Below are 13,054 nucleotides of genomic sequence, written 5' to 3'. Positions count from 1 at the left end.
CCATGGAATTTCAAGATGACGCCTTCGTTCTGGGCGCACGGTCGCACGGCGAGACAGGCGCGCTGGTCGACCTGCTGACCCGCGATCATGGGCGCATCCTGGCCTATGTGGCCGGCGGCGCGTCGCGCAAGATGAAGCCGCACCTCCAGCCGGGCTCACGGGTGCTGGCGGACTATCGAGCCCGCACGACGGAACACCTTGGATCGGTCAGGCTGGAGCCGGTGGGCGAGGGGGCGTCGGCCCTGTTCGACGACCCGCTGGCCTTACAGGGGCTGACGGCGGCGGCGGCGGTGGCGCAAGGGGCACTGCATGAGCGAGAGCCGCATCCGGGGGCGTTTCTGGCGTTGGAGGCGCTGGCCGAGGCCTTAGTCCATCGTGAGGTCTGGCCGGCGGTTTTCGTGCGTTACGAGCTGGGCCTGCTGGGTGCCCTCGGCTTTGGCCTCGACCTGAAGGTCTGTGCGGCCACGGGGGCGACGACAAACCTGGTCTGGGTCAGTCCGCGGACCGGCCATGCCGTGTGTCTGGAGGCTGGATTGCCCTATGCCGACCGGCTGCTGGCCTTGCCGGCCTTCCTGGTGTCGAGCCGCAATCCGCTGGAGCCGGGGGACATCGGCAAGGGGTTCGCCCTGACCGGCTTCTTCCTGGAGCGGCATGTTTTCCATCCGATGGACAAGCCCTTGCCTGAAGCGCGGGAGCGGCTTGTGGAAAAGCTGGAGACAGCAGGGCTTCTTTGAGGCGCAGGCCATGCGTGGCCGGCGAGAATCCGCTAGATCAGTGCCATGACTCTCCTGACGCCTCCGCCCGAAGACGGTGGCCGCATTGTCGACGAGCCGCTCTCGGAAGCGTTGTCGCGGCGGTACCTCGCCTATGCCCTGTCGACGATCTCATCCCGCGCGCTGCCGGATGTGCGTGATGGGCTGAAGCCGGTTCACCGGCGGCTGCTCTACGCCATGCACCGAATGCGGCTGAGCCCAGAAGGCGCGTCCAAGAAGTGCGCCAAGGTGGTCGGCGAGGTGATGGGCAGCTTTCACCCGCACGGCGACCAGTCGATCTATGACGCCCTGGTGCGGCTGGCGCAGGATTTTGCCCAACGATATCCGCTGGTCGATGGGCAGGGGAACTTCGGCAACATCGACGGGGATAACCCGGCGGCCATGCGCTACACCGAGTGTCGGCTGACGGCGGCGGCGGCCCTGTTGATGGACGGGATCGATGAGGATGTCGTCGATTTCCGCCCGACCTATGACGGCGAGGAAGAGGAGCCGGTGGTCGTGCCGGCGGGCTTCCCGAATCTGCTGGCCAATGGCGCGGCGGGCATCGCGGTGGGGATGGCGACCTCGATCCCGCCCCACAATGCGATGGAGCTGATCGATGGCTGCCTGGCCATGCTGGACGATCCGCAGGTGTCGACCGAAGCCCTGATGGCCTTTGTGCCGGGGCCGGATTTTCCGACCGGCGGCGTCATCGTCGAGAGGCCGGCCTCGATCCTGGAGGCCTATGAGACGGGGCGCGGCTCGATCCGAGTGCGGGCGCGCTATGCGGTCGAGGATCTGGGCCGGGGGATGTGGCAGGTGGTCGTTACCGAGATCCCGTATCAGGTCCAGAAGGGCAAGCTGATCGAGGATCTGGCCGGGCTGATCGACGCCAAGAAGGCGCCGCTTCTGGCCGATGTAAGGGACGAATCTGCCGAGGACCTCCGCATCGTGCTGGAGCCCAAGAGCCGCTCGGTCGAGCCGGAGCACCTGATGGAAAGCCTGTTCCGGCTGTCGTCGCTGGAGAACCGGTTCTCGGTCAATATGAACGTGCTGGACGCCGTCGGCGCGCCCCGCGTCATGGGGCTGAAGGCGTGTCTGCAGGCCTTCCTCGACCACCGGCGCGAGGTGCTGGTCCGGCGGGCGCGCTTCCGGCTGGAGAAGATCGAGCGGCGGCTGCACCTGCTGGCTGGTTTGCTGATCGCCTTCCTCAATCTGGATGAGGTGATCCGCATCGTGCGCGAGGCGGAGCATCCGAAGGCGGAGTTGATCGCACGCTTCGGCCTGACGGAGATGCAGGCAGACTACATTCTCGATACGCGCCTTCGGAATTTGGCGCGGCTGGAGGAAATGACCCTCAAGACCGAGCACGCCGAACTGCTGGAAGAACGGGCCGGGATCGCCGACCTGCTCGACAGCGACCGAAAGCAGTGGAAGCTGGTCGGGGCCGGGCTGAAGGACGTGCGCAAGCAACTGGCGGCCGGCGACGGCGGCGTGGCCGAACGGCCCAGCGGCGTGACCGGGCGCTCCAGCTTCGGTGAGGCGGGCGAGACGGCGGCAGCCGCGCCGGTCGAGGCCTTCATCGTGCGCGAGACCATCACCGTGGTCCTGTCCGAGCGCGGCTGGATCCGCGCGGCCAAGGGCAAGGTTGAGGACCCGTCAGAGCTGAAGTTCAAGGAAGGGGACAAGCTCGCCTGGCTGGTCCCCGCCGAGACGACCGACAAGCTGTTGATCTTCGCCTCGGACGGGCGGGCGTTCACGCTGGGCTGCGACAAGCTACCGAGCGGGCGCGGGCACGGCGAACCCTTACGGTTGATGCTCGACATCGAGGAGGGAGCCGAGCTGGTGGGCGTGATGGCGCATCAGCCGGGCCGCAAACTGGTGATGGCGTCCGAGGCCGGCTACGGCTTCATCCTGCCGGAGGACGAGGCCCTGTCGGCCCGGCGGGCCGGCAAGCAGGTGATGAACGGCGTGGCCAAGGTCTGCACCCCGGCGGACGGCGACCATGTCGCGGTGCTGGGCAAGGCCGGCAAGGTGCTGGTCTTCCCGCTGGACGAGCTGCCGGAGATGCCGCGCGGCAAGGGAGTCAAGTTGACGTCCGACAAGAAAGGCATGGCTGATCTTGCTGTATTCACAGCTGAAAGTGGTCCGACATGGCCGGAAACGGGGGGGCGTACGCGGCAATGGCCGGACTGGCGCGACTGGCTGGGCAAACGCGCCCAGGCCGGCAAGGTCGCGCCTCGCGGCATGAAGCGGTTGCGGGTTTAGGCTGGTCGCGAGCGGGAAAGAGTTGGCCCGGCGGGGCCAGAAATAGTGCACTGTGATTTTACAGTGCACTAAGTGCACTAATGCCTCTAACTCGCGGAAATATTTATAATTTCCCTCTGATGGATGGTGCACTATCGGGTGCACCATTTTCTACCGACTCATCGTAGCCTGGGGCGGGAGAGCGGGGATAAAGGGGTTAGTCAATTCTCGCCTTCCAGCGCCGCCAGCGCCCGGCGGCTCTCGTCGAGGCTGGCCTGGGCGGTGGCGCGGACGTCGGAGTCAGAGGCGGCTTCGAGGGCGACTTCGGCGACGGCGATCTCGCGGTTGAGGCGGTCGATCTCGGTCTGGCGCTCAGCGGCGCGGGCCGCGCGTTCGGCGGCCTGCTGCTGGCGGGCGAACTCGGCCTCGGCGTGATTGTTGGCGGCCTCTTCCCGCAGCGCCTGTTCGACGGGATCACCGCCACCTTCACAGGCGGTGAGGGCGAGTGCGATGACGGCCAGGGGAAGGACACGTCGCATCGTCAGTTACGCCACGGTGGCATGACCGACGCCTCGCTGCGACCATCGCGGTGGGTGACCGTGGTGGGGGCTCGCTCGCTGTAGGTCGGGATCATCTCGGCGATCTGATCATAGAGGCGGTCGGCCTGGCCGGGACGAGGAGCATGGATGCAGAGGTTCGATTCCCCTTCGCGCCCCCAGGGGCGCTCCTCGGTGTTGTCCAAACCTGGCTCCTGCGCCACCAGGGTCAGGATGCGAGACTTCAACTCCTGATCAACGCCCATGGCATAGCTGCCGAAACTGACGGTCAGGTCGCACACGCGGATGCCGTCGGCGTCATATCCCAGGTTCGGATCTCGGACTGGGGCGCAGGCCGTCAGGGCCATAGTTCCGACGGTCGCCAGGATCAGCACGCGGGTCATGTCCGGCCCTCCATATAGGCGGGCAACCACGCCTCGTGCATTTCACGCAGGTGCGCCAATGGGATGCGGAACAGCTCGCCCGAGGCGAAGTCAGAGCCCCTGGCGTGGCCGACGACCGAAGCGTGCAGGCCGGCGTTTTGCGCGTGTTCAATCAGGGCGGCGGCGTCGGGCACGGCGACGAGGTAGCGGGCCTGGTCCTCACCGAAGAGGAAGATGTGGGCGTGGGTTGCGCTGGTCGCGTCCAGTTCGACACCGCAGTCGCTGGCCAGGGCCATGTCGGCGGCGGCGGCGATGAGGCCGCCGTCGGACAGGTCGTGTACGCAGGTCAGTTCGCCGGCCTCGATACGGTCGCGCACGAAGTCGCCGGTCTTCTTTTCGAGGGCCAGATCGACCGGCGGCGGGGCACCGTCCTCGCGACCCAGGACCTCGCGCAGATAGATGGAGGCGCCCAGCTCGCCGACGGTCTCACCGATCAGGACCAGCACATCGCCTTCGGCCATGGAGCCGAAGCCGACGGTGACGTCATAGTTGGGCAGCAGGCCGACGGCACCCACCGTCGGTGTCGGCGGGATCGCGACCCCATTGGTTTCGTTGTAGAGCGAGACGTTGCCGCTCACGACCGGGAAGTCCAGCGCGCGACAGGCTTCGGCCATGCCGTCAGTCGCGCGCACGATCTGGCCCATGATCTCGGGCCGTTGCGGATTGCCGAAGTTGAGGTTGTCGGTGATGGCGATGGGACGCGAGCCCACGGCGGTCAGGTTGCGCCACGCCTCGGCCACGCATTGCTTGCCGCCCTCATAGGGGTCGTTCTGGACGTAGCGGGGGGTGCAGTCCGATGTGACCGCCAGGCCCTTGTCGGTGCCATGAACCCGCACCACGCCGGCATCGGCCCCGGTTGCGGAGTCTTGAAGCGTGTCGGCCATGACGTGGCGGTCATACTGTTCCCAGATCCAGCGTTTGGAGGCCATGTCGGGGCAGCAGAGGACGCTGAGCACCGCATCGGGCCAGCTGTCGGGGGCCGGCACATCAGCGGGGGCGAGGCGCGGCTGCAGCTCGGGCTGGACCCAGGGCCGGTCATAGAGCGGCGCATCGTCGAACAGCGGGGCCAGCGGCACGTCACAGACCGTCTCGCCATGATGCTTGAGCACCAGACGGCCGGTGTCGGTCGTCACGCCGATGGTGGCGGCATCCAGGCCCCATTTCTTGAAGATGCGCTCGCCGTCGGCCTCGCGACCGGGCTTCAGCACCGCCAGCATCCGCTCCTGAGATTCCGACAGCATCATCTCATAGGCGGTCATGCCGGTTTCGCGCTGGGGCACCTTGTCCATGTCCAGTTCGATGCCGACGCCGCCCTTGCCTGCCATCTCGACCGAGGACGAGGTCAGGCCCGCCGCCCCCATGTCCTGAATGGCCGCTACGGCACCGGAGGCCATGAGTTCGAGGGTGGCCTCGATCAGCAGCTTCTCGGCGAAGGGGTCGCCGACCTGGACGGTCGGACGCTTCTCATCGGAATCCGCATCGAACTCGGCACTGGCCATGGTCGCGCCATGGATGCCGTCGCGCCCGGTCTTGGAGCCGAAATAGACCACCGAATGACCCGCTGCCGGGGCCGCCGAATAGAAGATGCTGTCCGCCTTGGCCAAACCCACGCACATGGCATTGACCAGGATGTTGCCGTTGTAGCCGGCGTGGAAGTTCGTCTCGCCCGCCACGGTCGGCACGCCGACGCAGTTGCCGTAGCCGCCTATCCCTGAGACGACGCCACTGACGAGGCGGCGCGTCTTCTCATGGCTGGGATCGCCGAAGCGCAGGGCGTTGAGCAGGGCCACCGGACGGGCCCCCATGGTGAAGACGTCGCGCATGATGCCGCCGACACCCGTGGCCGCGCCCTGATAGGGCTCGATATAGGAGGGGTGGTTGTGGCTCTCCATCTTGAAGATGCAGGCATCGCCGTCGTCGATGTCGATGACGCCCGCGTTCTCGCCCGGGCCGCAGATCACGCGCTCGCCGGTGACTGGGAACTTCATCAACTGCGTCTTGGACGACTTGTAGGAGCAGTGCTCGGACCACATGACCGAGAAAACGCCCAGCTCGACCTGATTGGGCTCGCGCCCCAGGCGGTCCAGGAGGACCTGGTATTCGTTCGGGGCCAGGCCGTAGTCGGCGGCCAGTTCGGCCATGGTCTTTTGGGGGATGCTCATGGCCGGGCGTCATAGCCGGACTCGGGCGGGAAGGTAAGCGGGGCTAGCCGCGATCCTTGCGCGCGAAGATCAGGGTCACGCCGACAACAATGACGGCGGCGGCCCCGAGGGCGGCGAAGGCGACGAGGTCATTGCCGTCCGCCCGACCGGCGAAGAAGACGCCGATCAGGCCCCAGGCGATCGGGACCGGATAGGTCCACAGCCGCGTGCGGGCCGTCACGAACAGGGCGGCCAAGGCTGCGAGCGCGACAGCGCCCAGCGCCCAGAGCGGTCCGGTGCCGGGGGATATCAGGTCCTGGCTGGTCAGGACCGTGAGAAGATTGACCAATGACGCCACTGTCAGCCAGCCTGCCAGCAGCGCCAGCGGCCAGGCGATGAGGGCGCGCCGGCGGATCGAGTCCGACCAGAACAGCTTGGCGTTCTGAACCAGCGGGATCAGCAGGGCGAACAGCGAGGCGAAGATGATGATGACGGTCGCCCATTCCCAGTCTGCCGCCGAGGCGACGACCCAGGCCCCGATCCCGGCCAGGGCGTAGAAGGACGGCCAGCCGAGCCGACGCAAGCTCTCATTCTCAGTGGTGGCCGGCAGGGCCTGATAGACGGCGTAGGCGAACAGCCATGTGTAGATCACCGCCCAGATCGTGAAGGCGAAGGGCGCGACACGCAGGGTTTCGTCGCCCTGGGCGGAAAACTCCTGGGGCGTCATGCCCACGCCCATCGCCATCTGACCGTAGCCGATCAAGGGCGCGGCGAAGGCGGCGATGAGGATCAGAATGCGGCGCAGACGATAGGCGGGTACCGCAACGCCGCCGGATTCCGACGAAGTCGAGGAGGTGGCCAAAGTCTGAGATGGGGCGGACGTTTCGGAGGACTCAATGTTCATCGCAAGGCTTTTCGGGTTGTGATCAAGCCCGTCTTGATGGGCGATCAAGGAACCGTCATGCGGCCAATGGGTTCCATTCGGGCGATCCTCGAGTCAAACTGGTTGGCGACACACTGAACGAAGGGCTCACAGATGTCAGAATCCAACACCGGTCCGCGTCCCTTTGGTCCTGATGAGGATTTCGATGAAGAAGTCGAAACCAATCAGGCGTTGGAGCAGGGCCTGGGAATTGGGGCGCGGGAGCTGGCGTCGATCCACGAATCCGGCGCGGACGGTACCCTTGAACAGGACAGCGACAAGGTCGAGCCGAAGTATTCGGACGTTCCGGCAGACGGCGCAGGCCGCGCTCAGATCAAGAAATAGTCTGGCTTACGCGGCGGCGTAGATCGACTGGAACAGGATCGCGCCGTCCGCTGAGCCCAGTTCGGCCTCGAAGGCGCGATCCGGGTGGGGCATCATGCCCAGCACATTGCCGCGCGCGTTCTGGATGCCGGCGATGTCGGCGACCGAGCCGTTGGGATTTTCGACATAGCGGAAGACGACCTGGCCCTCGCCTTCGAGGCGGGCCAGGGTGTCGGCGTCCGCGAAGTAGTTTCCGTCGCCGTTGCCCTGGGTCATCACCACCTCGCGCTGGCCCTGATAGCCGGCGGTGAAGCGGGTCTGGCCGTTGGCGATCGACAGGGCGATGGGCTTGCAGACGTATTTCAGGCCGGCGTTCCTGAGCAGGGCACCGGGCAGCATTCCGGCCTCGCACAGGATCTGGAAGCCGTTGCAGATGCCGACCACGGTGACGCCGTCTTCGGCGGCCTGCTTGACCGCCTGCATCACCGGCGACTGCACCGCCATGGCCCCGCAACGCAGATAGTCGCCATAGGAAAACCCGCCGGGCAGGACGATGAGGTCGAGGCCTTTGGGTAGCTCTGTCTCCTGATGCCAGACCATCGAGACGGGCTGACCCGTCGAGCGTTCCACCGCGACCTTGCAGTCGCGATCACAGTTGGATCCGGGGAAAACAATGACGGCTGCGCTCATGGCGCGGGCCTCTAGCAGGATTCAGAGCGCGTGTCAGGGCTGTGTGCCGGGCGGCAGCTCGCTGCCGAGTTGCTCGAGGAAGCCGCTCATATACGTCAAGCGCGGTTCAGCGAGGCGGCGGGCTTCGTTGGTGATGAGGCGGTCGCCGAGCGTCAGGCCGAAATCTTCGATGTAGGACAGGCCCTGATCCACCGTCGGCTCGTCGGACGGGGCGGCGAGGAAGCGGGCGATGCCTTCGGCCCCCATGAAGTCGAGCAGGTCGGCGTCGTGCAGGACGATGCCCTCGGGCGTCGTCGGTTGACCGCTGGGGACGTGGCCGAGGATGGCGTCGCGCACGGCGGGCCATTTTTCCATCGGAAAGCCGGCCTCGCGCAGGAAAGGCTCGGCCAGTTCGACAGAGCGGATTTGATGGGGCACGCCCTCGACCTCATACGGCTCCAGGCCTCCCCAGTCGTGCAGATAGGCGGCGGCGGTCAGGACGTCATAGTCGACGGTCAACCCTTCGGCCTGGGCGATGGCCATGGCGGTGCGCAGGTTGCGCTGTGCGTGGCGCTCTCCCCAGCTCGGATGCTGGAATCTGGACGCTTGTTCAAAGACAGCCCCGTGCCAGGGCTCTATCCTGAGGTCTGCAATGACGACCGGCTGCTCGCTCGGTGGCGGGTCCTGCGCCCACGCGGGTCCAATGCTGCCAAGGCCTATCAGCGACGCGATCGCGGCGATGCGGACCATGCTAGGCGCCGCCCTTGTTCTCGTAGGTGCAGGTGATCGAGGCCTTGGCCAGGGCGTGGAAATGCAGGTTGAAGCCGAAGAAGGCCCCTGAGGAGTCTGGCGTCAGGTCTAGGTGCGGCACGTCGACGGCATAGACGGTGAAGATATAGCGATGCGGTCCGTGGCCGGCGGGCGGGGCGGCACCGCCATAGACGGAGGGGCTAAAGTCGGTGCGGCCTTCGACCGAGCCGGGCGGCATGGCCTTGCCCGAGGCACCGGTCGCCAACTCGGTGACGTCAGTCGGGATGTTGGCGACGGTCCAGTGCCAGAAACCCGAGCCGGTCGGGGCGTCCGGGTCGAAACAGGTGACGGCGTAGCTCTTCGTGCCCTCCGGCGCGCCGGACCACTTGAGGTGCGGGGACTGATTGCCTTTGGAATAGACTTGGCCGTCGGGGAGCGTCGCGCCGTCGGTGATGTCGTTGGAGGTGACGGTGAAGGTCATAGGGCGGCTCCTGATGGGGGCGTCATCCGAAGGCGGAATGGTAGCGCACGACGCCCGCGCCGGTCACGGGGGCGAAGGGCAGAGCCATGAAATATTCCGGCGGCAGGTCCGTGTAGGTCCATCGCGGGTCGGACTGGAAGCCGAAGCGACTATAGTAGGCGGGATCGCCGGCCACGACGCATCCGGCGGCACCGCCGATGCGAACGTCATCAAGCGCCATTCGGATCAATGCTGCGCCGACACCCCGGCCCTGGTGGAGCGGGTCGACGGAGACGGGACCGAGGCCGTACCATCCGTCACCGCCGTCCCATTCGACGGGCGAAACTGCGACGTGACCGATGACCTGATCGTCGAGGATCGCGACCAGCGAGGCCGACAACGCCTCAGCGGCTCGCAGGCGGTCAATGATGGCGGGCTCGGAGCCGTCGCTGTGCGGGTGGCCATCAAAGGCCCGCGCGGTCAGGGCGCGAATGGCGTCGATGTCGGCGGATCGTTCGGGGCGGATCAGCAGCCTAGGCGACCTCGATCCGGTAGCCCTCGATCACCGTATTGGCCAGGAGGGTTTCGCACATCTTCTTGACCTCGGCCTCGACGTCGTCGCCGGCGTAGTCGAACTCGATCAGCTTGCCGACACGGGCGTCAGAGACACCGGCCCAGCCGAGGCCCTTGAGAGCCCCTTCGACAGCCTTGCCCTGAACGTCAAGGACGCCGGGCTTGAGGAAGACGTGAACGCGGACCTTGGCCATCAGTGCAGGCCTCCCTGGATGACGGTGGGCATGTCTTTCATGATGCCGAGGCGGCGGGCAACTTCGGTGTAGCTTTCGATGACGTTGCCGAGGTCACGACGGAAGCGGTCCTTGTCGAGCTTTTCGCCCGAAACCATGTCCCACAGGCGGCAGCTGTCCGGGCTGATTTCGTCGGCCAGGATGACGCGGGCGAAGTCGCCCTCGTAGACGCGGCCGAACTCGATCTTGAAGTCCACCAGCATAATGCCGACGCCGGCGAACAGGCCGGTCAGGAAGTCGTTGACCCGTACCGTCATGGCCAGGATGTCGTCCAGTTCCTGGGTCGTGGCCCAGTTAAAGGCGGTGATGTGTTCTTCGGTGACCATGGGGTCACCCAGCTCGTCGTTCTTGTAGCAAAACTCGATGATGGAGCGGGGCAGGGGCGTGCCTTCCTCGATGCCGAGGCGCTGGGACAGGGAGCCGGCGGCGACGTTGCGGCAGATCACTTCCAACGGAATGATCTCGACCTCCCGGATGAGTTGCTCGCGCAGGTTCAGCCGTCGGATGAAGTGGTTCTGAACGCCGATGGCGGCCAGGCGGGTCATCACGAACTCGGAGATGCGGTTGTTGATGACGCCCTTACCTTCGAGGACGGCCTTTTTCTGGGCGTTGAAGGCGGTCGCGTCATCCTTGAAATACTGGATGAGCGTACCGGGCTCGGGACCCTCATAGAGAATCTTGGCCTTGCCTTCGTAGATTTTCTTCTTGCGGCCGGTCATGGCGGCTCCTTCAAGAGCCCGACACGACGACCGCGCGCGGAGATCGGCGCGGTCACGACTCGGGTTTTGGAGAGAATAGGTCGGCCCGGCCTCTAGCGGAACGGGCGACATTTCGCAATTGCGAGGCCAAGCAGCGGGTATTGAGGCCACAGTCACAATTCGTATGTGGACGCAGGGTCGGTTCTGATTGAAAGGCGCGATGGCGACCTATATGACGGCGCCTTCCTTTTCTGTGAGATCCCCCTGACCATGACGACTTTCGACAAGCGCGAGCAAGGCTTCGAATCCAAGTTCGCCCTGGATCAGGAACAAGAGTTCAAGGCCGTCGCCCGCCGCAACCGCCTGCTGGGTGAATGGGCCGCCGACAAGATGGGCCTGGCCGACGAGCGCCGCGCCGACTACGCCAAGGCCGTGGTCAAGTCCGACTTTGAACAGCCGGGCGACGAGGATGTGTATCGCAAGGTGATGCAGGACCTGGAAGGGTCGGGCCTGGGCGTCCGCGAAAGCGAACTGCGCTCCAAGATGGACGAACTGATGGCCGTCGCCCGCGAGCAGATCAAGAACGGCGAATAGGCCTTCGCGCTGCTCGGGCTCTTATGGCCCGCGCCAAATGATTGAGGTGGTGAGCGGCACGCCCTCAACGGGGCTTCCGTCCGAGAAATCCCAGCGGTTTGCCGCCAGAGCGCATTGCAACTGAGCCTCGTATCGAAGCGCCGCCGGGGACGGGTCCTGCAGTTCGCACTGATCGACCCGCCCATCGGCTCTTAGGACGCAGCGGGCGCGAACCGAGACCGGCTGTCGAACCCGCCGCATGCAACGCCGGACTCCATCGGCATCCGGCCACTGTCTCAGGACGGGAGCGGGCGCGACAGGGGTTGCGGGGCTGGCGCCGCTCTGCCCCGCAACCTGAGAAACCAGGCTCATTGCAAGAAGCGCCAGGCTCAGCATGGATTAGCTCCCGAACACCCGCTTAAACACCGTATCGACGTGTTTGGTGTGATAGCCGAGGTCGAAAAGGGCCTCGAGCTCGGCGTCGGGCAGGGTGACGCGGTCGTCGGCCTTGAGGAAGTCGAGGAAGCGGCCTTCGCCACGCCAGACCTTCATGGCGTTCTCCTGAACCGCCGCATAGGCGTCTTCGCGGCTGACGCCAGCCTGGGTCAGGGCCAGCATGACCCGCTGCGAGAACACCAGCCCGCCCAGGCGGTCGAGATTCTTCTGCATGTTTTCGGGATAGACGTTCAGCCGTTCGACCACGCCGGCCAGGCGTTGCAGGGCGAAATCGAGATGGACGGTGGCATCCGGGCCGATACCGCGCTCGACCGCAGAATGGCTTATGTCCCGCTCATGCCAAAGGGCGACGTTCTCCATGGCGGGCGTAACGGCGGAACGCACCAGCCGGGCCAGGCCGGTCAAGTTTTCGGTCAGGATCGGGTTGCGCTTGTGCGGCATGGCCGATGAGCCCTTCTGGCCCTCGGCGAAGAACTCTTCCGCCTCGAGTACTTCGGTCCGCTGGAGATGGCGGATCTCGATAGCCAGCCGCTCGATAGAGGAGGCGACGACGCCCAGGGCCGCGAAATAGGCCGCGTGACGGTCGCGCGGGATCACCTGGGTCGAGACGGGTTCGACCGCTAGCCCCATCTTCTGGGCCACATAGACCTCAACGGCCGGATCGACGTTGGCGAAGGTGCCGACGGCCCCCGATATGGCGCAGGTGGCGATCTCTTCGCGGGCGGTGACCAGACGACGCCGGGCGCGCTGGAACTCCGCATGATAGCCGGCCAGCTTCAGGCCGAAGGTCACCGGCTCGGCGTGGATGCCGTGCGACCGACCGACCGTGACGGTGTACTTGTGCTCTTTCGCGCGCGTTTCCAGCGCCGCCAGAACCCGATCAACACCCGCCAGGAGTAGGTCGGTGGACCGCGCCAACTGCACGGCGAAACAGGTGTCCAGCACATCCGAAGAGGTCATGCCCTGATGCAGGAAGCGGGCTTCTTCGCCGACCGTCTCCGACACATGGGTCAGAAAGGCGATGACGTCGTGCTTGGTGGTACGTTCGATCTCGTCGATGCGATCCGCGTCCCAGACCGCATCCTTGCCCTTGGCCCAGATGGCCTCTGCGGCCTCGGTTGGAATGACACCCAGCTCGGCCATCTTGGTGGCGGCGTGGGCCTCGATCTCGAACCAGATCGCGTATTTCGTTTCCTGCGACCAGATGGCGGCAGCTTCGGGGCGGGCATATCGGGAAATCATGGGCGCGGGGTGTCGGTCCATGAGGCAATAAAGTC

The 13,054-nt window shown here is 65.7% G+C and carries 15 protein-coding genes; 4 read left to right on the top strand and 11 right to left on the bottom strand.

Going from position 1 to position 13,054, the window contains the following annotated elements:
* Positions 1-2: 2 nt before the first annotated feature.
* Complete coding sequence (gene recO / locus G391_RS0111390) at positions 3-734, top strand: DNA repair protein RecO (RefSeq protein WP_029087628.1); 732 nt, start codon at positions 3-5, stop codon at positions 732-734.
* A gap of 45 nt (positions 735-779) precedes the next feature.
* On the top strand, positions 780-3,020 hold the full coding sequence (gene parC / locus G391_RS0111385) for a DNA topoisomerase IV subunit A (protein ID WP_029087627.1): 2,241 nt from the start codon (positions 780-782) through the stop codon (positions 3,018-3,020).
* 200 nt (positions 3,021-3,220) lie between these two features.
* Here the strand turns inward: parC and G391_RS0111380 are convergent, their stop codons facing one another.
* The 4 genes from G391_RS0111380 to G391_RS14720 are packed head-to-tail and all read right to left on the bottom strand — an operon-like array spanning position 3,221 to position 7,023.
* A complete protein-coding gene (locus G391_RS0111380; RefSeq protein ID WP_029087626.1) occupies positions 3,221-3,538 on the bottom strand; it encodes a hypothetical protein in 318 nt (105 codons plus the stop codon).
* A 2-nt stretch (positions 3,539-3,540) separates the two neighbouring features.
* Positions 3,541-3,939, bottom strand: a complete 399-nt coding sequence (locus tag G391_RS0111375) for a hypothetical protein (RefSeq protein ID WP_029087625.1) — start codon at positions 3,937-3,939, stop codon at positions 3,541-3,543.
* Positions 3,936-6,140 carry a phosphoribosylformylglycinamidine synthase subunit PurL gene (purL, locus tag G391_RS0111370; RefSeq protein ID WP_029087624.1) on the bottom strand — a complete coding sequence of 735 codons (2,205 nt, stop codon included), beginning with the start codon at positions 6,138-6,140 and terminating at the stop codon, positions 3,936-3,938. The genes G391_RS0111375 and purL overlap by 4 nt, the downstream gene beginning before the upstream one ends.
* 43 nt (positions 6,141-6,183) lie before the next feature.
* Positions 6,184-7,023, bottom strand: a complete 840-nt coding sequence (locus G391_RS14720) for a hypothetical protein (protein ID WP_156893945.1) — start codon at positions 7,021-7,023, stop codon at positions 6,184-6,186.
* Between the two features lie 132 nt (positions 7,024-7,155).
* On the opposite strand from G391_RS14720, the gene G391_RS14715 reads away from it, so the two are divergent.
* Complete coding sequence (locus G391_RS14715; protein WP_051257340.1) at positions 7,156-7,386, top strand: hypothetical protein; 231 nt, start codon at positions 7,156-7,158, stop codon at positions 7,384-7,386.
* A gap of 6 nt (positions 7,387-7,392) precedes the next feature.
* Here G391_RS14715 and purQ read toward each other — a convergent pair whose 3' ends face one another.
* From purQ to purC, 6 genes are read right to left on the bottom strand one after another with little or no spacing between them, the layout of a single operon-like run.
* On the bottom strand, positions 7,393-8,055 hold the full coding sequence (gene purQ / locus G391_RS0111355) for a phosphoribosylformylglycinamidine synthase subunit PurQ (RefSeq protein WP_029087623.1): 663 nt from the start codon (positions 8,053-8,055) through the stop codon (positions 7,393-7,395).
* A gap of 33 nt (positions 8,056-8,088) precedes the next feature.
* The gene (locus G391_RS15295) at positions 8,089-8,784 is read right to left on the bottom strand and encodes an HD domain-containing protein (RefSeq protein ID WP_029087622.1); all 696 of its coding nucleotides are present in this window, start codon (positions 8,782-8,784) and stop codon (positions 8,089-8,091) included.
* A 1-nt stretch (position 8,785) separates the two neighbouring features.
* Entirely contained in the window at positions 8,786-9,265 is a 480-nt protein-coding gene (locus G391_RS0111345) for a YbhB/YbcL family Raf kinase inhibitor-like protein (RefSeq protein WP_029087621.1), read from the bottom strand.
* A 22-nt stretch (positions 9,266-9,287) separates the two neighbouring features.
* On the bottom strand, positions 9,288-9,770 hold the full coding sequence (locus G391_RS0111340) for a GNAT family N-acetyltransferase (protein WP_281168411.1): 483 nt from the start codon (positions 9,768-9,770) through the stop codon (positions 9,288-9,290).
* 7 nt (positions 9,771-9,777) lie between these two features.
* Positions 9,778-10,011: a phosphoribosylformylglycinamidine synthase subunit PurS gene (gene purS, locus G391_RS0111335; protein WP_029087619.1), complete on the bottom strand. Its 234-nt coding sequence runs from the start codon at positions 10,009-10,011 to the stop codon at positions 9,778-9,780.
* On the bottom strand, positions 10,011-10,769 hold the full coding sequence (gene purC / locus G391_RS0111330; protein ID WP_029087618.1) for a phosphoribosylaminoimidazolesuccinocarboxamide synthase: 759 nt from the start codon (positions 10,767-10,769) through the stop codon (positions 10,011-10,013). Before purC ends, purS begins: the two co-directional genes overlap by 1 nt.
* Before the next feature lie 249 nt (positions 10,770-11,018).
* Here purC and G391_RS0111325 point away from each other — a divergent pair, with 249 nt between their 5' ends.
* The gene (locus tag G391_RS0111325; protein WP_029087617.1) at positions 11,019-11,342 is read left to right on the top strand and encodes a DUF1476 domain-containing protein; all 324 of its coding nucleotides are present in this window, start codon (positions 11,019-11,021) and stop codon (positions 11,340-11,342) included.
* 378 nt (positions 11,343-11,720) lie between these two features.
* Here G391_RS0111325 and purB read toward each other — a convergent pair whose 3' ends face one another.
* Positions 11,721-13,019 (bottom strand): adenylosuccinate lyase, encoded by a 1,299-nt coding sequence (purB, locus tag G391_RS0111320; protein ID WP_029087616.1) that lies wholly within the window; start codon positions 13,017-13,019, stop codon positions 11,721-11,723.
* Positions 13,020-13,054 lie beyond the last annotated feature (35 nt).

It is taken from the genome of Brevundimonas aveniformis DSM 17977 (assembly GCF_000428765.1).
GTDB lineage: Bacteria > Pseudomonadota > Alphaproteobacteria > Caulobacterales > Caulobacteraceae > Brevundimonas > Brevundimonas aveniformis.
Note: the sequence above shows the minus strand (reverse complement) of the source record. Positions and strands in the feature narration are given on the sequence as shown.

Bases quoted from the DNA above. Each gene is read 5' to 3' on its own strand.
- G391_RS0111375 (WP_029087625.1), bottom strand. From the start codon at position 3,939: ATGACCCGCGTGCTGATCCTGGCGACCGTCGGAACTATGGCCCTGACG.
- G391_RS14720 (WP_156893945.1), bottom strand. From the start codon at position 7,023: ATGAACATTGAGTCCTCCGAAACGTCCGCCCCATCTCAGACTTTGGCC.
- purC (WP_029087618.1), bottom strand. From the start codon at position 10,769: ATGACCGGCCGCAAGAAGAAAATCTACGAAGGCAAGGCCAAGATTCTC.
- purL (WP_029087624.1), bottom strand. From the start codon at position 6,140: ATGAGCATCCCCCAAAAGACCATGGCCGAACTGGCCGCCGACTACGGC.
- recO (WP_029087628.1), top strand. From the start codon at position 3: ATGGAATTTCAAGATGACGCCTTCGTTCTGGGCGCACGGTCGCACGGC.
- purQ (WP_029087623.1), bottom strand. From the start codon at position 8,055: ATGAGCGCAGCCGTCATTGTTTTCCCCGGATCCAACTGTGATCGCGAC.
- G391_RS15295 (WP_029087622.1), bottom strand. From the start codon at position 8,784: ATGGTCCGCATCGCCGCGATCGCGTCGCTGATAGGCCTTGGCAGCATT.
- G391_RS0111325 (WP_029087617.1), top strand. From the start codon at position 11,019: ATGACGACTTTCGACAAGCGCGAGCAAGGCTTCGAATCCAAGTTCGCC.
- G391_RS14715 (WP_051257340.1), top strand. From the start codon at position 7,156: ATGTCAGAATCCAACACCGGTCCGCGTCCCTTTGGTCCTGATGAGGAT.
- G391_RS0111380 (WP_029087626.1), bottom strand. From the start codon at position 3,538: ATGCGACGTGTCCTTCCCCTGGCCGTCATCGCACTCGCCCTCACCGCC.
- G391_RS0111345 (WP_029087621.1), bottom strand. From the start codon at position 9,265: ATGACCTTCACCGTCACCTCCAACGACATCACCGACGGCGCGACGCTC.
- purB (WP_029087616.1), bottom strand. From the start codon at position 13,019: ATGATTTCCCGATATGCCCGCCCCGAAGCTGCCGCCATCTGGTCGCAG.
- parC (WP_029087627.1), top strand. From the start codon at position 780: ATGACTCTCCTGACGCCTCCGCCCGAAGACGGTGGCCGCATTGTCGAC.
- purS (WP_029087619.1), bottom strand. From the start codon at position 10,011: ATGGCCAAGGTCCGCGTTCACGTCTTCCTCAAGCCCGGCGTCCTTGAC.